At 62.4% G+C, this 19,215-nt stretch carries 14 protein-coding genes; 4 read left to right on the top strand and 10 right to left on the bottom strand.

Going from position 1 to position 19,215, the window contains the following annotated elements; all coding sequences use genetic code 11:
* Positions 1-35 precede the first annotated feature (35 nt).
* From ACRANW_RS08610 to topA, 3 genes are all read right to left on the bottom strand, one after another.
* Positions 36-650: a response regulator gene (locus ACRANW_RS08610; protein ID WP_479431400.1), complete on the bottom strand. Its 615-nt coding sequence runs from the start codon at positions 648-650 to the stop codon at positions 36-38.
* 2 nt (positions 651-652) lie between these two features.
* Positions 653-955 carry a hypothetical protein gene (locus tag ACRANW_RS08605; protein ID WP_479431399.1) on the bottom strand — a complete coding sequence of 101 codons (303 nt, stop codon included), beginning with the start codon at positions 953-955 and terminating at the stop codon, positions 653-655.
* Positions 956-1,069: 114 nt separating this feature from the next.
* Positions 1,070-3,685 carry a type I DNA topoisomerase gene (gene topA / locus ACRANW_RS08600; protein WP_479431398.1) on the bottom strand — a complete coding sequence of 872 codons (2,616 nt, stop codon included), beginning with the start codon at positions 3,683-3,685 and terminating at the stop codon, positions 1,070-1,072.
* Positions 3,686-3,926: 241 nt separating this feature from the next.
* Here topA and ACRANW_RS08595 point away from each other — a divergent pair, with 241 nt between their 5' ends.
* Positions 3,927-4,475 (top strand): superoxide dismutase family protein, encoded by a 549-nt coding sequence (locus tag ACRANW_RS08595; RefSeq protein ID WP_479431397.1) that lies wholly within the window; start codon positions 3,927-3,929, stop codon positions 4,473-4,475.
* A 25-nt stretch (positions 4,476-4,500) separates the two neighbouring features.
* Here the strand turns inward: ACRANW_RS08595 and dprA are convergent, their stop codons facing one another.
* Together dprA and plsY are read right to left on the bottom strand one after the other, a co-directional pair.
* Entirely contained in the window at positions 4,501-5,637 is a 1,137-nt protein-coding gene (dprA, locus tag ACRANW_RS08590) for a DNA-processing protein DprA (RefSeq protein WP_479431396.1), read from the bottom strand.
* Between the two features lie 16 nt (positions 5,638-5,653).
* On the bottom strand, positions 5,654-6,250 hold the full coding sequence (plsY, locus tag ACRANW_RS08585) for a glycerol-3-phosphate 1-O-acyltransferase PlsY (protein WP_479431395.1): 597 nt from the start codon (positions 6,248-6,250) through the stop codon (positions 5,654-5,656).
* A gap of 135 nt (positions 6,251-6,385) precedes the next feature.
* Between plsY and murI the strand changes: the two genes are divergently transcribed.
* The 3 genes from murI (at position 6,386) to ACRANW_RS08570 (ending at position 9,365) form a co-directional block, all read left to right on the top strand.
* A complete protein-coding gene (gene murI / locus ACRANW_RS08580; protein ID WP_479431394.1) occupies positions 6,386-7,186 on the top strand; it encodes a glutamate racemase in 801 nt (266 codons plus the stop codon).
* A gap of 182 nt (positions 7,187-7,368) precedes the next feature.
* Positions 7,369-8,589: a 5-aminolevulinate synthase gene (gene hemA, locus ACRANW_RS08575; protein ID WP_479431393.1), complete on the top strand. Its 1,221-nt coding sequence runs from the start codon at positions 7,369-7,371 to the stop codon at positions 8,587-8,589.
* 83 nt (positions 8,590-8,672) lie between these two features.
* Positions 8,673-9,365, top strand: coding sequence for a nitroreductase (locus ACRANW_RS08570; protein WP_479431392.1), 693 nt, complete (start codon positions 8,673-8,675; stop codon positions 9,363-9,365).
* Positions 9,366-9,435: 70 nt separating this feature from the next.
* Here ACRANW_RS08570 and ACRANW_RS08565 read toward each other — a convergent pair whose 3' ends face one another.
* The 5 genes from ACRANW_RS08565 to ACRANW_RS08545 all read right to left on the bottom strand — a co-directional run bounded on the left by ACRANW_RS08565 (position 9,436) and on the right by ACRANW_RS08545 (position 19,154).
* The gene (locus tag ACRANW_RS08565; protein WP_479431391.1) at positions 9,436-9,846 is read right to left on the bottom strand and encodes a hypothetical protein; all 411 of its coding nucleotides are present in this window, start codon (positions 9,844-9,846) and stop codon (positions 9,436-9,438) included.
* Between the two features lie 699 nt (positions 9,847-10,545).
* Positions 10,546-11,982 (bottom strand): glutamate synthase subunit beta, encoded by a 1,437-nt coding sequence (locus ACRANW_RS08560; RefSeq protein ID WP_479431390.1) that lies wholly within the window; start codon positions 11,980-11,982, stop codon positions 10,546-10,548.
* A 23-nt stretch (positions 11,983-12,005) separates the two neighbouring features.
* Positions 12,006-16,646, bottom strand: coding sequence for a glutamate synthase large subunit (gltB, locus tag ACRANW_RS08555; RefSeq protein ID WP_479431389.1), 4,641 nt, complete (start codon positions 16,644-16,646; stop codon positions 12,006-12,008).
* A 275-nt stretch (positions 16,647-16,921) separates the two neighbouring features.
* The gene (locus ACRANW_RS08550) at positions 16,922-17,893 is read right to left on the bottom strand and encodes a hypothetical protein (RefSeq protein ID WP_479431388.1); all 972 of its coding nucleotides are present in this window, start codon (positions 17,891-17,893) and stop codon (positions 16,922-16,924) included.
* 7 nt (positions 17,894-17,900) lie between these two features.
* Positions 17,901-19,154: a TIGR04063 family PEP-CTERM/XrtA system glycosyltransferase gene (locus ACRANW_RS08545; RefSeq protein ID WP_479431387.1), complete on the bottom strand. Its 1,254-nt coding sequence runs from the start codon at positions 19,152-19,154 to the stop codon at positions 17,901-17,903.
* Between the last annotated feature and the right edge of the window lie 61 nt (positions 19,155-19,215).

Here is a 19,215-nt window from a genome sequence, read left to right as displayed (position 1 = left end):
GCGATGCCATGATATTGGGCGCGGCGGTCGAGGGCTTAGCCCCGCCCCAGCTTCTCCAGCTTCGCCTTCAGCGCCGCTTCGTCGAACGGCTTGACGATATAATCATCCGCCCCGGCCGCGATGCCATCGTGGATGTCCTTCGCTTCACCGTTAGACGTGCAGAACACCACCACCGGCTCCTTGGGCGTAGGAATGGAGCGCAGCTTCGTGACGAATTCGATGCCGTCCATTTCCGGCATGTTCCAGTCCGTCAGCACCAGATCGGGCATCGACTTCTTGCAGCGGGCCAGCGCTTCCTCACCATTTTCGGCTTCGACCGGTACGAAGCCCAGGCTTAACGCGATTTTGGAGGACACCTTGCGGATCACGCGGCTGTCATCGACAATCAGGCAGGTCTTTGCCGTGGACGCCGGCGCAGCCTGCCCGGCATAGCGATCTCGCATCGCCTTGGCCGCAGCCACGATGGCGGCGGTATCATCGGATTCGGCTACGGGAGAAGGCGCGGGCGGAGCCGGCGCGGCTTCAGCGCCGAACGTGACATCTTCCGCCGCCAGTTTCGCCTCGTTCTGCGCCAGCTTTTCGGCCAGCGTCTTGCCTTGCATGCCGGTGCGGCGGTTGGGACCGGAATTGCGCTTGATCAGATTCTGCATGATTATCGCGCTCCGCCTACAGACGAAAAGCTTGATTCGTAGGATCTTGCGGCGAAATCATCTGAAAAAGGATCAGCTTCGTCCAGCGTGCCGACCGCCTCGCCCGGCGTCATGCGGATATGCAGGTACGGCATCCACACATCGCCAAATTCGGCCTTCTGATACCACACGTCGAGCACATCATAGCTTGCCCACATGCCGTCCGGCTCGCGCAGGCGTATCCCTTCCCCGATGCGCGGCACCGCAGCAAAGCGGATGCGGCTCTGGGTCTGATGGGTCTCGTTCTGGATTTCGATTTCTATCACGGCGGGCGCCCTTTTTCCGAGTACCGTGGTAGAGACCAAATGCTTTATTATTTACAAACGAACGCGGCCCGGCGTGGCATTTTGCACCGCGCCGGGCCTCGGTTCGTCGTGTTGTCAGGCCTTCGCGGCGGGCGCCTTCGCCTTGGCGGGGGCTTTCTTGGCCGCTGGCTTCTTGGCGGCAGCCTTTTTGGCAGGCGCTTTCTTGGCCGCAGGCTTCTTCGCCGCCGCTTTCTTGGGCGCGGCTTTTTTCTTGCCCTTTTTGGCGGGCGGGCCCTTGGCGATGCGTGCGTCGATCAGTTCGATGGCCTGTTCGATCGTCACCTCTTCAGGCTTGGCATCGCGCGGAATCGTGGCGTTAGTGGTGCCATCGGTGACGTAGGGGCCATAGCGGCCCGGCATGACCTTGATCTCGCCCCCGCTGGTGGGGTGTGCGCCCAGCGTGGCGATGGGTTCGGACGCGGTGCGCGTGCCCGGGCCGCGATTGGCGGCCTGGGCCAGCAGATCAACCGCACGGTTCATCCCCACTTCGAACACCTCGCGGGTGTTGGTGAGTTTGCCATACTTCCCATCATGCCGCAGATACGGCCCGTAACGCCCCAGATTGGCTTCGATTTCCAGCCCTGTGTCCGGATGCGCGCCGACGATCCGGGGCAGATCCAGCAGCTTGATCGCCCAATCCAGATCGAAATCGTCCAGATCCTTCGGGATCGAAGCGCGCTTGATGGTCTCGCCTTCGCCCATCTGGACATAGGGGCCAAAGCGCCCCGTCTTGCGGTGGATGTCCTCGCCCGTTTCGGGGTGCTGGCCCATGACGCCATCATCCGCGCCGTCCGCACCATCCGCGCCCGGCTGGGCGAAGCGGCGGGTAAATTTGCACTCGGGATAATTGGCGCAGGCGACAAACGCGCCGAACTTTCCGCCACGCAAGGCCAGCCGGCCGCCTTCCCTGCCCTCGTTTGCGCACAGCGGGCACGCCCGCGGATCAGCGCCATCGGCCTGTGGCGGGAAAAGGAAATCGGACAGGTATTCGTCCAGCGCCTCGGTCACTTCCGAAGGCAGCTTTTCCATCACCTCGTCAGCCTTGGGCTTGAAGTCCTTCCAGAACCGGGCGAGCAACAGCTTATAATCCTCGCGCCCATCGGAAACGACGTCGAGCTCGTCTTCCATTCCGGCGGTGAAATCATAAGCGACGTAAGTGGGGAAGAAGCGTTCGAGAAACGCGGTCAGCAACCGCCCCGACTCTTCGGCAAAGAAGCGGTTCTTTTCCATCCGCACATAGGCGCGGTCCCGCAGGGTCTGGATGGTCGAGGCATAGGTGGAAGGCCGCCCGATGCCCAGTTCCTCCAGCCGCTTGACGAGGCTGGCTTCGGAAAAGCGCGGCGGCGGTTGAGTGAAGGACTGGGTGGCATCAACGCCGTGTTTGGCCGGCAGGTCACCTGCCTTCATCGCCGGGAGCAGGCTGCCATCTTCATCGTCGGAGTCGTCAAAGCTCTCCTGATAGACTGCGAGAAAGCCGGGGAATTTCACCACCTGCCCCGTGGCGCGCAGTTCGTGCTGGCCAGTGGCATCGCGCAAGGTGACAGTGGTGCGTTCAAGTTGCGCGATTGCCATCTGGCTGGCCATCGCGCGCTTGAAAATCAGGTCATACAGCTTGCCTTCGTCGCCTGCGCCCACACGGTCACGGGTGAAATCGGTCGGGCGGATCGCTTCGTGGGCTTCCTGTGCGTTCTTGGCCTTGGTGCTGTACATGCGCGGCTTTTCGGGGCGGTTATCCTCGCTGAAGCGTGCCGCAATGGCATCGCGTGCAGCGTGGATCGCGCTCATATCCATCTGCACGCCATCGGTCCGCATGTAGGTGATCGCGCCTGCTTCATACAGGCTTTGCGCCAGCCGCATGGTGTGCTGCGCCGAATAGCCCAGCTTGCGCGCGGCTTCTTGTTGCAGGGTCGAGGTGGTGAATGGCGGCGCCGGGTTGCGCTTCAACGGCTTGGTTTCGACGCCTTCCACGGTGAAGCGTCCGGCTTCAACTGCCGCCTTGGCCTCCAACGCAATACCTTCGGCACCGAGGCTCAGCTTTTCCAGCTTATTGCCGCGGAACCGCACCAGCCGCGCATCGAACGCGGTGCCATCGTGCTGCATCCGCGCAACGACGCTCCAGTATTCATCCGCCCGGAACGCCTCAATCTCGCGTTCGCGCTCGACGATCAGACGCAGTGCGACCGATTGCACGCGCCCCGCGCTCTTGGCACCCGGCAGCTTGCGCCACAACACGGGCGAAAGCGTAAAGCCGAACAGGTAGTCCAGCGCACGCCGTGCCAGATAGGCATCGATCAACGGCTGATCCAGCTCACGCGGGCGGGCCATTGCTTCAGTCACGGCCTGTTTGGTGATCGCATTGAAGGTCACGCGCTGCACGTTGGCAGGGACGCTCTTTTTCTTCTTCAGCAATTCCAGCACGTGCCAGCTGATCGCTTCACCTTCGCGGTCAGGGTCAGTCGCCAACACGAGGCGGCTTGCCCCCTTGGCCGCGTCGGAGATTTCCTTGAAGCGGCTTTGCTTGTCGCGGTAGAGTTCCCACTCCATCGCGAAATCGGCATCGGGATCGACGCTGCCGTCCTTAGGCGGCAGATCACGGACATGGCCGTAGGAGGCCAGAACCTTGAAGTCCTTGCCGAGATATTTTTCAATGGTCTTCGCCTTGGCTGGCGATTCTACGATGACAAGCTGCATGGTGGTGCCGTGGTGTCCCTTACGTGTGTACGCGCGAGGGTGGAGCGCGTGGCGTTCTGGCGTCAAGCAATGAAATACGCCTCTCCGTGGCTGACAGGCGGTCGCAAGGCAATGGCAAAGCCAAAAACACAAGCGACATTGGCGTCCTTGAATAGGCTGACAAAGGCGCAGGCCCCGCCGCCGCTTTCGGAACAACCGCATGCCCAGCGGCTTATACCGTGCAACATCAAGGAGAATCCCGATGAGCTCTTCCCATCTGATCCGCGCCCTTGGCCTTCCCGCCATCGCCCTGCTGGCCGCGGCACCGATTGCAGCGCAAGCGCCTGCTGAGTCCCGGACAGCAAGCATGACAACAGCCGATGGCAAGGATGCCGGAACTGCCATTTTCACCCAGACGCTGCATGGCGTGATGGTCGTGCTTGATCTCAAGAACCTGACGCCGGGCCCGCACGGGCTGCACCTGCATGAAAAGGGCATGTGCGCGCCCGATTTCAAGGCGGCTGGCGGTCACTACAACCCCTTGGGCGCCGAACATGGCTTCATGACGAAAGGCGGATACCATGTGGGCGACCTGCCAAATGTCGAAGTGACCGCTGACGGCACCGCCAAGGCCGAAATCTTTGTGCCGCAGATCAACGTGGGCGGCGCGGATAACAAGCGTTATCCCTACACCCTGGCCGATGCCGATGGCACGGCTGTGATGATCCACGCAGGGCCCGATGATTACATGGCCATGGCGTCAAGCGGTGACCGGATGGCCTGCGGCGTCGTGGTCCCGCCTGCCTCGTAAAGGCCTGAATGCGGCGAGGCGGCGCTTACGCCCCTCGCCGCACCAATCCGCTGCCTTCGCGCTCAATCTCGCCGGCGAGTTCCAGCTCCAGCAGTGCCATGTGAACCTCAGCGGCGCTCGCCCCTGATTGCCGGATCAGTTCGTCAACCGCGATGGGCGCCTTCGTCAACAGGTTGGCAATATCCCCGCTGAGATCGGCGCGCGCCTCGCCCCATTGCAGTTTGCTCAATTCCGCATAGTCGAAATCCGCGCCTCCGTCTGACACGCGAAAGCGGGATCGCGGCGCTCCGGTGAAGCCTTGCAGCAATTCGATCACTTCGTCGGGTGTTTGCACCAGCACCGCGCCTTCGCGGATCAAATGATTGCACCCCGCTGCGCGGGCATCCAGCGGCGATCCGGGGATCGCCATGACCTCGCGCCCGGCCTCTGCCGCCAGCCGCGCGGTGATCAGGCTGCCCGATTGCGGCGCGGCTTCGACCACCAGGGTTCCCAAAGCAAGGCCTGCGATAATGCGGTTGCGTGACGGGAAGTGCCGGCCCCGCGGCTCGGTGCCCGGCGGCTGTTCCGCGATCAACAAGCCTTGAGTGGCGATGCGTTCCTGCAGATCGGTGTGCTGCGGCGGATAGGCGATGTCGATGCCGCTGGCGATCACGCCGATGGTGGCGGGAAACGCGCCTTCATGCGCCGCTCCGTCGATACCTCGTGCAAGACCTGAAACAACGGTAATACCTGCCTCAGCCAACGCGCTGGCGAAATCGCGGGCCAGCTTGACCGCTGCGGCGCTGGCGTTGCGCGCCCCGACCAGTGCAACGCAAGGCGCGCTCGCCAAAGGCAATCGCCCGCGACACGTCACGATGGGCGGCGCTGAGTCCAATTCGGCCAGAAGCGTCGGGTAATCGGGCTGGTCATGAAAAAGGTAACGTCCACCCGCCTTGCGCAAGGCAATCACCTCGCGCTCGATACTATCGGCGCTGGCCGGGCGATACGACCCCCGCCCCCGGCTGACGAGGTCGGGCAGCGCGTCCAATGCCACCGCCGCCGTGCCGAAGCGCGCCATAAGCTGCCGATAGCTCACCGGGCCGATGTTGGGCGAGCGCAGCAGGCGGATGCGTGCGAAGGCTTCTTGTTGGCTGAGCACCGGCTGCGACCCCTGCTGCTCCATCAGATGCCCCTCTGCATTACGGCTTGCCGGAGGAGCCGATGCGCGGCTCCTCTCCTCGCATCAGCCGGCCAATATTGGCGCGGTGCTGAATGATAACGATGGCGGCAATCGCAATCAGAGGCGCAATGACGTGCGAATAGCCCAAGCCCCAGGCGACCAGGGGCGCAGCGATGACAGTCACCATTGACGATACCGAGGAAATCCGGCTGACAAACAGCGTGATCGCCCATATCGCGGCGCAGGCCAGCATCGCGGGCCAGGCCAAGGCGGCCAGTGCCCCGGCGGCGCTGGCAAACCCCTTACCCCCTTTGAAGGCAAGCCACGGCGTGAAGCAGTGTCCAGCCACCGCCGCAACGCCCGCCACGCCTGCGATGCCTTCCGTCCCTGGCCACACAGCCCCCGCCACCAGCACCGGCACGGCGGCCTTGGCGGCATCCAGCAGCACTGTCGCCGCCGCCAGCCCCTTGTTCCCGGTGCGCAGCACGTTGGTCGCGCCGATCGAGCCACTGCCGATATTGCGCACATCCCCGAGGCCCGCCGCGCGTGTCAGGATCAGGCCAAAAGGGATCGAGCCGAGGGCAAAGCCAAGCAGCGCGGCCAAAACCAATTCCATCAAAACCCCATTCCGTTTGCGCTGAACGTGTCGGCAGCGTCGCTGGGCATTGCCCAACCTCGGCAGTTCTTCTAACGCCCGCTATGCCAAAAGGAAGACGACCCTTCGGCAAGATCAGAATGAACGGAGGTTTTTTTGTCGGATAACCCGTCCTCCCCCATTCTGCTGTTCGATTCCGGTGTCGGCGGACTGACGGTTTATGACGCGCTGCGCCGGGTGCTGCCGAACGCGCCGGTTGTTTACGCGGCCGATCTTGCCGGCTTGCCCTACGGGACCAAGACCGAAGCCCAGATCGCCGCGCGGGTTTCTGGCCTGCTTGGGCGCATGGCCGAACGGTTTCGTCCGCGGCTTGTCTGCATTGCCTGTAACACCGCCAGCACGATCGCATTGGGCATGGTGCGCGATGTGCTGGAAATCCCGGTGGTTGGCACGGTGCCAGCGATCAAGCCCGCCGCCGCCCTGACGCAGACCGGCACCATCGGCCTGGTCGGTACCGAGGCAACCATCCGGCAGGCCTATGTCGACAGCCTCGAAGCCAGGTTTGCGGGCGACAAGCGCCTGTTGCGGGTCGCGGCCCCCCGCCTTGTCGCTGCCGCCGAAGCCAAGTTGCGCGGCGAGGCCGTTGATCCGGCGCTGTTCGCGGATGTTCACGCGCGGCTTGCCGCGATGCCGGGCGGCGAGGCGATCGATACGTTGGTGCTCGCCTGTACCCACTTCCCGCTGCTTTCCGCAGCAATTACCGCTGCTTTCGGAACTGACGTGCGGCAAGTCGACGGCGCGGAAGGGATTGCTCGCCGGATCGCCGATCTGCTCGAAGGGCAAAGTTTTGGCAGGCTTCAGGCCAATCGCTTTGTCGTTACCGGTCCGCTCGCCGGCACCGCCGGGCTTGAGGCCGCGCTCGCGCAGCGCGGCTTTGGAACTGCCGAAGCGTTCTGATTAGGCACTCTGACAGGCAACGCCTTGCGAAGCGCTCGCAAACATCGCTGTGGCAAATGCGATTACCCTGACCTAAAAACACACGAAACGTTTAGGCGCTTTGTGGGTTAAGAGCGCAGACGTTCGGAACAAATGCGCGGGTCAGGATCAGACATCCCCCGCCCCAGTACAAAGAGTCGCGAGTGAACTACGACCAGATCTTCGATTCCGCGATCGACCGTTTGCACGAAGAAGGCCGCTATCGCGTCTTCATCGACATTCTGCGAAACAAGGGCGCCTATCCCAATGCGCGCTGTTTCCACGGTCACAACGGACCCAAACCGATCACCGTATGGTGCTCGAACGATTACCTGTGCATGGGACAGCATGACAAGGTGATCGGCGCGATGGAAGCCGCGCTGCACGATGTGGGCGCAGGGTCCGGCGGCACCCGCAATATCGGCGGCAATACGCATCTGCATATCCAGCTGGAAAACGAACTTGCCGACCTGCACGGCAAGGAATCAGCGCTGCTGTTCACCAGTGGCTATGTTTCGAACGATGCGACGCTGTCTACGCTCGCCAAGCTGTTGCCGGGCTGCGTCATTTTTTCGGACGAATTGAACCACGCCAGCATGATCGCCGGCATCCGCAATTCGGGCTGCGACAAGCGGGTGTTCCGCCACAATGATGTCGCGCACCTTGAAGAACTGCTGGCTTCGGTCGACATCGACACGCCCAAGCTGATCGCCTTTGAAAGCGTCTATTCGATGGAAGGCGATGTCGCCCCGATCCACGCGATCTGCGACCTGGCCGACAAGTACAACGCACTGACCTACATCGATGAAGTCCACGCGGTCGGCATGTATGGCGCACGCGGCGGCGGTATTTCCGAACGCGATCATGCCGCACACCGGATCGACATTATCGAAGGCACGCTGGGTAAGGCCTTTGGCGTCATGGGCGGCTATATCGCGTCGAGCAGCAAGGTGGTGGATTGCATTCGCTCCTACGCGCCGGGCTTCATCTTCACGACCTCGCTTTCGCCAGTGCTGGTGGCGGGCGTGCTCGCCTCGGTTCGGCATCTGAAGGGCTCATCGGTCGAGCGCAACGCGCAGCAGCGCGCCGCGGCGATGCTCAAGCTGAAATTTGCCGAAGCGGGCTTGCCGGTGATGGACAGCGTCACGCACATCGTCCCCCTGATGGTGGGCGATCCGGTGCGTGCCAAGAAGATCAGCGATATCCTGCTGGCCGAATACGGCGTTTACGTGCAGCCGATCAATTACCCCACCGTGCCGCGCGGCACCGAGCGTTTGCGCTTTACTCCCGGCCCGCACCACACCGATGCCATGATGGACGAATTGACGCTGGCGTTGGTGGAGATCTGGGACCGGCTGGAAATGAACCTCGCCAAGGCCGCCTGAGCCGCCTGCGAAGCTGTAACGGACTTTGAGGCGTGCCCGCCCTGCGCTAACCCCTTCCCGAAACCAGATTCGGGAGAGACATCATGGGCGGCACGCCTGACCAGACTTACGCCGAGATCGTCCGCGGCCGGCGCAGCATCCGCGGATACCTCGACAAGCCCGTACCGCGCGCGCTGATCGAAGAGGTGCTGAGCCTCGCCATGCGCTCGCCCACGTCGATGAACACCCAGCCTTGGCACTTTCACGTCATCACCGGCGAGCCGCTGGACCGCATCCGCAAGGGCAACACCGACAACATCCTCGCCGGCGCCCCCGACAGCCGCGAATTCCGCCGGGGTGAGGCCTTCGCCGGCGTCCACCGTGATCGGCAGGTCGAAGTTGCCAAGCAACTGTTCGGCGCAATGGGGATCGGACGCGAGGACAAGGACGCGCGGCAGGACTGGGTGCTGCGTGGCTTCCGCCAATTCGATGCGCCAGTGTGCGTGATCGTCACCTACGACCGCGAGCTTTCCGGCAGCGACGATACCGCGTTCGATTGCGGCGCGGTGACCACGGCGCTGGTCAACGCGGCATGGTCACGCGGGCTTGGCTGCGTGATCAACTCGCAAGGCATCATGCAATCGCCGGTGGTCCGCGAACATGCTGGCATCCCGGAGGATCAGGTGATCATGAAAGCGGTCGCGATGGGGTGGCCCGATCCCGACTTTCCGGCCAATGCGGTGGTGTCGTTGCGCAGGCCGGTGGATGAGACGGCGCGGTTTGTGGGGTTTGATTGAGCGGTGACCGTCCGGTTTTAGGGACGACTGCAGACCGCTTGAACGTCCGATAGTGGGTGGAAAACGGGCATTAAATATCGAAAGTAGTTTTCGTGCTGATGAGTGTTGCATGAGGAGGTTGGCACCAATCATTTAGGCTCTTTGCTGTTCGATGCCCGCATATATTTTCTAACGCGTCAATCGGTGAGCGAGGCAGATATACCTGCACGAATTTCGACGCTTTTGGCCAAGCCAAGTTTTGCTCTTCCGCTCGCGATTTGATTTCTTCGAATCCGACGCGCTCATCGTTGATAGCAAGCCATAGCCTACAGTATCTGGCCACGTAATCGTCGTCTGCGCTTTCTTCGGGCTTCGCGATTTCCAAACATTCCTGAAAGCGGGCCATAGCGGGTTGAAGGCGATCTTCTTTGATCATCAGGTTGCCGTCAAAGGCGAGAATGAGAGCTTCTGGTTTGGCTGTGGAAGCGAGGGCCAGATCCATTCGCTTCCTTGCTTTGCCCACCCTTCCTTTCCCCCTGTGGAGCCAAGCCAGATAGAGGTGCAACGACTGCTTTAATGTGCCAAAAAAGGAACTCTCGACCATGGCGCCAATATCGACATCTAGCGTAGCGTGACAAGTCTCATCGGCGCATCCAGCACCGAAATCATCATGGCAGCTATGGGGTCGGTAGCTGAAAGGCAGGAATTTTGCAGTAGGGAGGCGAAGCTGCCGTGCCGCTTCCAGAATCGCGAACTGGTCTTGCTCATGACTGGTGATGGGTGGATTTCTGCCGCTAGAGGATCACGCCTTGGCGATAAGCCAGCTTCGCACTCCCACGTATCTTTGTGCCACGTTTAGTGACTTCAAGGCTTATCTGCCGTCGATCGATGCGGGTTAGGAGCACACCGAGACAGTCATACTTCCGCATGTCCATTTCCGCGTCAGTCTCAACGTGAAGCTCTAATCGATCTGCATGAGGCCCATAGTTGCGGACAATAGCGTCAAGTCCGTAGAAACGTTCAACCGCTTCCTTGATGAACTCGCGTTCACCAGCACGGAGAGGCGCGGGTGTTCTTTCAGGAACCGGCGGTGAGGCAACAGGCATGGCGCCAAATAGCGCTTTCACGAATGGCGGCAAAGGGGTCGCTTCCCGAACGGCAGCTTTTGGACAAATTTTCGCGGAAGCGGACCCTACTCCCCTCACCGTGGAAGTTCGCTGACCCCCATCAGCGCCTCGTCCACCGCCCTCGCCGCCTGACGGCCTTCGCGGATAGCCCAGACCACAAGGCTCTGCCCGCGCCGCATATCGCCGCAGGCGAAGACGCCCGGTTCGCTGGTGGCGTAGCGTTCGGTGTCGGCATCGACATTGCCCCGCGCCGTCAGCGTCACGCCTGTCTGCTCGAGCATTCCGGACTTTTTCGGCCCGACAAAGCCCATCGCCAGCAGGATCAGATCGGCCGGGATCACGAATTCGCTGCCCGCCATTTCCTGCATCTGACCGCCTGCCCATTCCACCCGGACGCATTCGAGGCCGGTGACTTTTTCACCATCACCCATCACCCGCTTGGCCAGCACCGCCCAATCGCGCTCCACGCCTTCCTGGTGGCTTGACGAGGTGCGCAGCTTCATCGGCCAATCGGGCCAGGTGAGCGCCTTGTCTTCCTTTTCCGGCGGCTTGGGCATGATTTCGAGCTGCGTGACGCTTGTCGCGCCCTGCCGGTTCGACGTGCCGACACAGTCGCTTCCGGTGTCCCCGCCGCCCAGCACAACCACATGCTTGCCCGTCGCGGTCAGGCTACCGCGCGGCGCGGCGCGCACTTCATCGTCGCCCGCCACACGCTTGTTCTGCTGAGTCAGGAACTCCATCGCCAACCGCACGCCGTTCATTTCCGCGCCCGGAATGGCCAAGGCCCGCGCATCTTCCGCGCCGCCCGCCAGCACCACAGCATCGAAATTTTCCTGCAGGGACTTGAACGACACGTCGACGCCGACTTCCTTCGATGTCTTGAACGTCACGCCTTCGGCTTCCATCTGCTGAGCGCGGCGGTTGATGAGGTGCTTTTCCATCTTGAAATCGGGGATGCCGTAACGCAGCAACCCGCCCAAACGGTCGCTCTTTTCAAACACCGTCACGGAATGGCCCGCCCGCGCCAATTGCTGCGCGCACGCAAGGCCCGCCGGACCGGACCCGACCACCGCCACAGACTTGCCCGTCTTCTTCGCCGGGATCTGCGGTGTGACCCAGCCCTCCTTCCACCCGCGATCAATGATGGCACATTCGATTGACTTGATGGTGACCGGCTGATCGATGATGTTGAGCGTGCACGCCGCCTCGCACGGTGCGGGGCAGATGCGGCCAGTGAATTCCGGAAAATTGTTGGTGGAATGCAGCATCGCCAGCGCGCGCTTCCAGTCCGCCTCGTAAACGAGGTGATTCCAGTCCGGGATCAGGTTGTTCACCGGACAGCCGTTATGGCAGTACGGAATGCCGCAATTCATGCAGCGCGATGCCTGACCTGCCAGCGTGCCTTCATCCGGCTGGAGGATGAATTCGCGGTAGTTCTGCAGTCGTTCCTGCGGATCGAGATAATCCCGCTCGCGGCGATCCAGCTCGAGAAATCCGGTTTCCTTACCCATGGTTCAGTCTCGTTCCTGACGTTCTATTCGGCAGCGACGCTGGCGGCTTCGTGGCGCTCGGCCTCGAGCTTTCGTAGCGCCGTTGCGTAATCGCGTGGCATCACCTTGATGAAGCGGGTGAGCGCCGTGTCCCAATCGGCCAGCAACGCACCCGCCAGCGCGCTGCCGGTGTGAAGCTGGTGGAGTTCCACCAAGATACGCAACCGCTCGGCATCGTGACGCAGCATGTCACCCATGCCGAAATCATTGACACCGCGGGCACGCTGAGCAGGGCGTCCGGTTCCCTCGTCCGTATCGGGCGTGCCCGAAATCGACAGCAGGTCGACCTGCGCGTGGTTCACCAAGTCAGTGAACTGCCCATCGGGGTCATAGACATAGGCAACCCCGCCGCTCATCCCTGCGGCAAAGTTGCGTCCGGTTTTGCCCAGCACCACAACCACGCCGCCGGTCATGTATTCGCAGCCGTGATCACCGGTGCCTTCGACCACCGCGATGGCGCCCGAATTCCTGACGGCGAACCGTTCGCCCGCGACGCCGTTCAAATAGGCCTCGCCCGCAATCGCGCCGTACAGCACGGTATTACCGACGATGATATTGTCCTGCGATGCACGCGGGGCTTCGGCCGGCTGGCGCAGAATAATGCGGCCTCCCGAAAGGCCCTTGCCCACGTAATCATTGGCATCGCCGACGAGATCGAGCGTCACGCCGTGCGCAAGCCAGGCGCCGAAGCTCTGGCCAGCCACGCCGGTGAGGTTGATGCGGATCGTGTCGGTCGGCAGACCTTCATGCCCATGCGCCTTGGCGATTTCGCCCGACAGCATGGCGCCAACCGTGCGGTTCACGTTCCGCACCTCGTAGGCGAGTTGTACGGGCTGCTTGGTGTCGATCGCGTTGCGGCAATCGGCGATCAGCCGGTTGTCGAGCGCGCCTTCTAGCCCATGATCCTGGATCCCGCGCTGACGCAGCGAAGCACCCTCTTTCAGTTCGACCCGGTGCAGGATCCGGCCTAGATCGATGCCCCGCGCCTTCCAGTGACGCTCCATCCGGTGGGTGTCGAGCAGATCGACGCGGCCCACCATTTCGGCAACGGTCCGGATTCCCATTTCGGCCATGATCGCCCGCAGTTCCTCGGCGACGAAGAACATGTAATTGACCACGTGTTCAGGCTGACCGGTGAAGCGTGCGCGCAGCACCGGGTCTTGCGTCGCCACGCCGACGGGGCAGGTGTTGAGGTGGCATTTGCGCATCATGATACACCCGGCCGCGATCAATGGCGCGGTGGCAAAGCCAAACTCGTCCGCGCCCAGCAGCGCGCCGATGGCGACGTCGCGCCCGGTGCGCAGGCCCCCATCAACCTGCACCGCGATCCGTTCGCGCAGATCGTTGAGCAGCAGCGTTTGCTGCGTTTCGGCAAGGCCAATCTCCCACGGGCTACCCGCGTGCGTCAACGACGTCAGCGGCGAAGCGCCCGTGCCGCCGTCATAGCCTGAAATCGTTACATGATCCGCGCGCGCCTTGGACACGCCCGCCGCCACCGTGCCAACGCCGACTTCGGACACCAGTTTCACCGAAATCCGCGCCACCGGGTTCACGTTCTTGAGATCGTGGATCAGCTGCGCCAGATCCTCGATCGAGTAGATGTCGTGATGCGGCGGCGGCGAAATCAGGCCCACACCCGGCGTGGAATGCCGCACCGCGCCGATGCGCTTGTCGACCTTGTGCCCGGGCAACTGGCCGCCTTCACCAGGCTTTGCGCCCTGCGCCATCTTGATCTGGATATCGTCCGAATTGACGAGATATTCGGTCGTCACGCCAAACCGGCCCGAGGCCACCTGCTTGATCCGGCTGCGCATCGAATCGCCGTTCGCCATCGGCGTGAACCGGAACGTCTCCTCCCCGCCCTCGCCTGTGTTTGAGCGGCCACCGATGCGGTTCATCGCAATCGCCATGGTCGAGTGCGCTTCGTGGCTGATCGATCCGAGGCTCATCGCGCCGGTTGAAAACCGCTTCACGATTTCTGCCGCCGGTTCAACCTCTTCGAGCGGGATCGGCTCGGCGGCCTTCTTGAACTCCAGCAAGCCGCGAATGGTCAGCAGCCGTTCGGACTGCTCGTTGATACTAGCGGCGAACTCAGCGTAGTTTTTCGGGTCATTGCCGCGCACCGCGTGCTGCAATTGTGCCACGTTCTGCGGCGTCCAGGCGTGCTCCTCTCCGCGCAGGCGATATTGGTAGATCCCGCCGACATCGAGCATCCCGTCGTACAGCGGATTGTTGCCATAAGCCTGCCCGTGGCGACGCAAGGCTTCTTCGGCAACTTCGGCAAGGCCGATGCCTTCAATGGTGGTGGCCGTGCCGGTGAAATACTTTTCGACAAAGGCCGTCGACAATCCGACAGCGTCGAAAATCTGCGCCCCGCAGTAGGATTGGTACGTCGAGATGCCCATTTTGGACATGACCTTGCGGATGCCCTTGCCCACGCCCTTGATGAAGTTCTGCTGCACCTTGGCAGGCGCCATATCGGCGTGGCGCTTGACGCGCAGGGCTTCGATCGTCTCGAAGGCGAGGTAGGGGTTGATCGCTTCGGCGCCATAGCCTGCCAGCACACAGAAATGATGCACCTCGCGCGCTTCGCCGGTTTCGACAACCAGGCCGGACTGCATCCGCAGGCCTTGCCGCACAAGATGATGATGCACCGCTGCCGTTGCCAGCAACGCCGGCATCGGCACCCGCGCCTCGCTTTGACCGCGGTCAGACAGGACAAGGATGTTGTGATCCTGCAGCACCGCTTCGGTCGCAGCCCAGCACATTTCCTTCAGCGCCATTTCAAGGCCCTCGGCCCCGGTACTGGCATCCCATGTCATGTCGATCGTCGCGCAACGGAATGCGCCGTCAAGCGCTTCTTCCACCGAACGGATCTTGGCCAGATCCTCGTTGGTCAGGATCGGCTGGTGCACTTCAAGCCGTTTGTGCGTTCCGGCATCGCGGCCCAACAGATTGGGACGCGGCCCGATCATGCTGGTGAGGCTCATCACCAATTCTTCACGGATCGGGTCAATCGGCGGGTTGGTGACCTGCGCGAAGTTCTGCTTAAAGTAGTCGTACAGCAGGCGCGCCCGGTCCGAGAGAACGGCGATCGGCGTGTCGGTGCCCATAGATCCAATCGGATCATCGCCATCAACCGCCATCGGTTCCAGAAACCGGCCAATATCTTCCTGCGTGTAGCCAAAGGCTTGCTGGCGTTGCAGCAGCGTCGTTTCCTGATCCGGAATCGCGGCGAGTTCAGGGACGATGTCGGTGATGTCTTCCAGCTTGTACTGCGCCTGATGCAGCCATTCCGCATAGGGTTCGGCTGCGGCCAGATCGGCCTTCAACTCGTCATCCTCGATGATCCGGCCCTGATCGAGATCAATCAGCAGCATCTTGCCCGGCTGCAGGCGCCATTTGCGCACGATGTCTTCTTCGGCAAACGGCAACACGCCGCTTTCCGAAGCAAGGCAGACAATATCGTCTTTGGTGACGCAGAAACGTGCCGGACGCAGGCCATTGCGATCCAGCGTCGCGCCGATCTGGCGCCCGTCGGTAAAGCACACCGCTGCCGGGCCGTCCCACGGCTCCATCAGCGCGGCATGATATTCGTAAAAGGCGCGCCGGCTAGCGTCCATCAACGCATTGCCGGCCCAAGCCTCGGGGATCAGGATCATCATCGCGTGGGCGAGCGAATATCCACCCGCGATCAGCAGTTCGAGCGCGTTGTCGAGGCAGGCTGTGTCCGATTGCCCGTGCGGAATAATCGGCCACATCTTGTCGAGATCGGGGCCGAGCAGTTCGCTTTCCATCGTGCGGCGCCGCGCATTCATCCAGTTGACGTTGCCGCGCACCGTGTTGATTTCGCCATTATGCGCGATGAACCGGAACGGGTGCGCCAGCCGCCAGCTGGGGAAGGTGTTGGTGGAAAAGCGCTGGTGGACGAGGCCCAATGCCGACACGCAGGCCGGATCGCGCAGATCGTCGTAGAAGCTGCCCACTTGCGTCGCCAGCAGCAGGCCCTTGTAAACGATGGTGCGGGTCGAGAAGCTCGGAATATAGGTGTCAGTGAGGGCGGGCAGGCCATGCTTTGCAGCAAGGCTCGCCAACGGGTTTTGCACTTGTTTGCGGATGGTCAGAAGCTTGCGTTCAAACCCATCCTGGCCCGCACAATTCACGCCGCGCGCAATCACCGCCATCTGGATCACCGGCATCGAGGCGATCACTGCCGCGCCGAGGCCATCCATGGTGGTCGGCACTTCGCGCCAGCCGATGAAACGCTGGCCTTCCTTGACGGTGAAGGCCTCCATGCGCGCTTTGACGAAATCGCGTGCGGCCTCGTCCTGCGGCAAGAAGCACATGGCGATCCCATATTCGCCGGGTCCAGGAAGATCATGGCCCTGCGCCTCAGCCCAGCGGCGAATCAGAGCGTCGGGGATCTGGATCAGGATGCCCGCGCCATCGCCCAGTAGCGGATCCGACCCCACCGCGCCGCGATGGTCCAGTTTTTCAAGGATCTCCAGCGCCTGCGCAATAATCGCGTGGCTTTTCACGCCCTTGATGTGCGCAACCATGCCCACGCCGCAGGCATCATGTTCATTGGCGGGGTCGTAAAGACCCTGGGAGGAGGGGTATCCCATGGCAAAGATCCGATCTGTCAGATGCCGACAGGCGCGCATCTTGCGGCAGACAGGCTCACGCAAGGGACACGCCTGAAGGCAGGTCACTCAGGCGTGCTTAACCCTTTTCAGGTTTGCTTTCGCCCGATTTCGGCCTCTCATGCCGACAGGAAGCAGATTTGGCAATGGGCTTGCGCGAAGCAATATTTCTTGCAGACCTATTCAGACTATCGTTACATTGCGTGCCATGCATCCCAAACCCGATTGGGTTGCACGATTTGCGTCGGATCGACCGGTCAGGCTGCGCCGCGCCGGGGTTGCAAACCGGCCAAGGCGGACCGCAGGGGTTCACGCGCATTATCGCCCAGACTTTCTCCGCTCAACGCAGCGAGCGCTTTGAGAGCTTCAGCCAGCGCGGCCTCACGCGCAGCCAGATCGGCCGCAGACACCGCCTTTGAAGGCGGGCTGCTGCGATGTTCGTGAAGTGCGCCTGCAAAGCGTTCAACCATTTCCACAATGCTGAGTTCGCTGGGTGCCACCGCACGAAGCCGGGCGAGCGCTGCCGTTCCGGGATCGGGCAAAGGAGCAGATTTGCGCAGCGAAGCAACAGGCGTGCCGCGTGTCGCCATCTCGGCAGCGCGCTTCTCCGTAGAGTTCTGATACGCACCGGGGATCATGTGCGTCTCAGGCTCGCCCTGAACCCAGACGGCATCGCGCCCAGGCAGTTCAGCGAAAGCCGCAAGATCCAATTCAAGTGGGGCCGCATCGGGCTTCTGCACCGATTCGGCATTGCCGGCCTCGGCGTCGGTGCCGGTGTCGGTGTCGGTGTCGGCGTCCAACTCGGCTGAGGCGACAAAGGGCATCGCAACAAGCGGGTCATCAAGGCTGCGGCTGCCCAGATCGCGGACAGGATCGATCGGACGCATGGAGCGGATCGTCCATGCGGCCAGAGATGGCGTTTTGATGGCGCGCCGTGCGCGGCGATGCACGCTGGTTGCGAGGATATACAGCCCGCCGCCAAGCAACAGCGCCGCGAAGCCCGCAGCCATAGCCTGTATCGGGAGGCCGCCAGTCGCCATCCCCGCTGCGTTGATAGCCCCAGTCACCAGCGTCGCCGGAAGCACGATGACCGTCAGGCCGCCGAGCATCGCACCCCACAGCCCCAGCATAGGTGGAAAGGCCCGGTGCCCTGCAAGCGACCGCGATGTCCGCCGCGGCGCGTTACCAGATTTGCGCTGTTCCGCCCGATCATGCCGTTCGAACTTCATGTGTCCGTTATCCTGCCCTTGCCGCCGCACGCCCCTTTGCGCCGCCCTGTGTCGGCGCTAGCAACAGATGGTAAACAGAGAGATAATCGCGGGCGTTCTTCGCCCAATCGTGGCGTGCTCGCACATGAGCGACAGCGCGATCCTTCATCGCGCCCCATTCCTCGCGAGAATCGAGCAGCCCGGCGAGCGCAGCCGCGCAGGCGGCGGGATCATCGGGCGCAAACAGCGTGCCGGTGTCGCCATCGGTCATCAGTTCACAGTGCCCGCCCACACTGGACGCTGCGACCAGCCGCCGCTGCGCCATTGCCTCCAATGGCTTTAATGGCGTGACAAGATCGGTGAGGCGCTGGGCCTTGCGTGGGTAAGCCAGCACATCAACCAGCGAGTAATAGCGTTCTACCGCCGCATGCGGCACGCGTCCGGTGAAGATCACAGCGTCAGGTTCAGTCAACCCCGCTGCCGCTGCACGCCAGCTTGCCTCCATCGGCCCTGCCCCCACCAGCAAGAGCCGCGCATCGGGGTGCGAGCGCCTGAGCAGCGGCATCGCAGCGATCAGGTCATCAACGCCTTCATAGGCATAGAAACTGCCGATGTAGCCAATTACCGGCGCGCCCGCAGCAAGGCCCAGTTCGGCTGCCAGGGCTGCATCGCGCGGCGGTGGATCACCAAACAGTTCCAGATCGACGCCATTGCGCATCACGTGGATGCGATCGGCCGGAATACCGCGCTGCGCGAGATCGATCTTGAGACCCTTGCAGATCGTGAACAGCGCGTCGGCGCTCCTGGCGACCTGCGTTTCGAGAGCGCGGGTCAGGCGGTATTTGATGCTGCCTTGCGTGCCGGTCAGATTGCCAACCGCTGCGTCCTCCCAAAAAGCGCGAATCTCGTAGACGAAGGGGATGCCCAACGCCCGCGCCGCACGCTGAGCTGCTGCGCCGCACAACGCCGGCGAATGGGCGTGGATGATGTCGGGTCGCCACTCTGCCGATAGCGCGTGGATGGCCGCTGTCAGCGCCTCGATCTCGCCCATTTCGCGCAAAGGAGGCGGGCCAGATGGCGTGCCGGGCGTCCGGTGGAAGATAAGCCCGTCTGTTTCCTCAGCCGAGCCGTTCAGTGCAGCCTCACGATTATGCCGCTGCCCGGTGATCCCGCGCACCTCCAACCCCAGCCCCTCTTGCGCCTTTAAAATGGCGCGGGTGCGGAAGGTGTAGCCGCTGTGGAGCGGCAACGAATGGTCGAGCACATGCAGAACGCGGGTCATGTCCTGCTATCTATCGCAGGCGTGCTTAACGCCGCGTCAACTCGCTGCGGGTAAAGCTGCC

This window comes from Erythrobacter sp. 'gip.4 top 5', from assembly GCF_056495765.1.
The sequence above is the reverse complement of the archived record's forward strand: the minus strand, read 5'-3'. Positions and strand labels throughout refer to the sequence as shown.

Bases quoted from the DNA above. Each gene is read 5' to 3' on its own strand.
- ACRANW_RS08550 (WP_479431388.1), bottom strand. From the start codon at position 17,893: ATGAAGTTCGAACGGCATGATCGGGCGGAACAGCGCAAATCTGGTAAC.
- ACRANW_RS08610 (WP_479431400.1), bottom strand. From the start codon at position 650: ATGCAGAATCTGATCAAGCGCAATTCCGGTCCCAACCGCCGCACCGGC.
- dprA (WP_479431396.1), bottom strand. From the start codon at position 5,637: ATGGAGCAGCAGGGGTCGCAGCCGGTGCTCAGCCAACAAGAAGCCTTC.
- ACRANW_RS08545 (WP_479431387.1), bottom strand. From the start codon at position 19,154: ATGACCCGCGTTCTGCATGTGCTCGACCATTCGTTGCCGCTCCACAGC.
- ACRANW_RS08595 (WP_479431397.1), top strand. From the start codon at position 3,927: ATGAGCTCTTCCCATCTGATCCGCGCCCTTGGCCTTCCCGCCATCGCC.
- topA (WP_479431398.1), bottom strand. From the start codon at position 3,685: ATGCAGCTTGTCATCGTAGAATCGCCAGCCAAGGCGAAGACCATTGAA.
- gltB (WP_479431389.1), bottom strand. From the start codon at position 16,646: ATGGGATACCCCTCCTCCCAGGGTCTTTACGACCCCGCCAATGAACAT.
- ACRANW_RS08560 (WP_479431390.1), bottom strand. From the start codon at position 11,982: ATGGGTAAGGAAACCGGATTTCTCGAGCTGGATCGCCGCGAGCGGGAT.
- ACRANW_RS08570 (WP_479431392.1), top strand. From the start codon at position 8,673: ATGGGCGGCACGCCTGACCAGACTTACGCCGAGATCGTCCGCGGCCGG.
- ACRANW_RS08565 (WP_479431391.1), bottom strand. From the start codon at position 9,846: ATGGATCTGGCCCTCGCTTCCACAGCCAAACCAGAAGCTCTCATTCTC.
- plsY (WP_479431395.1), bottom strand. From the start codon at position 6,250: ATGGAATTGGTTTTGGCCGCGCTGCTTGGCTTTGCCCTCGGCTCGATC.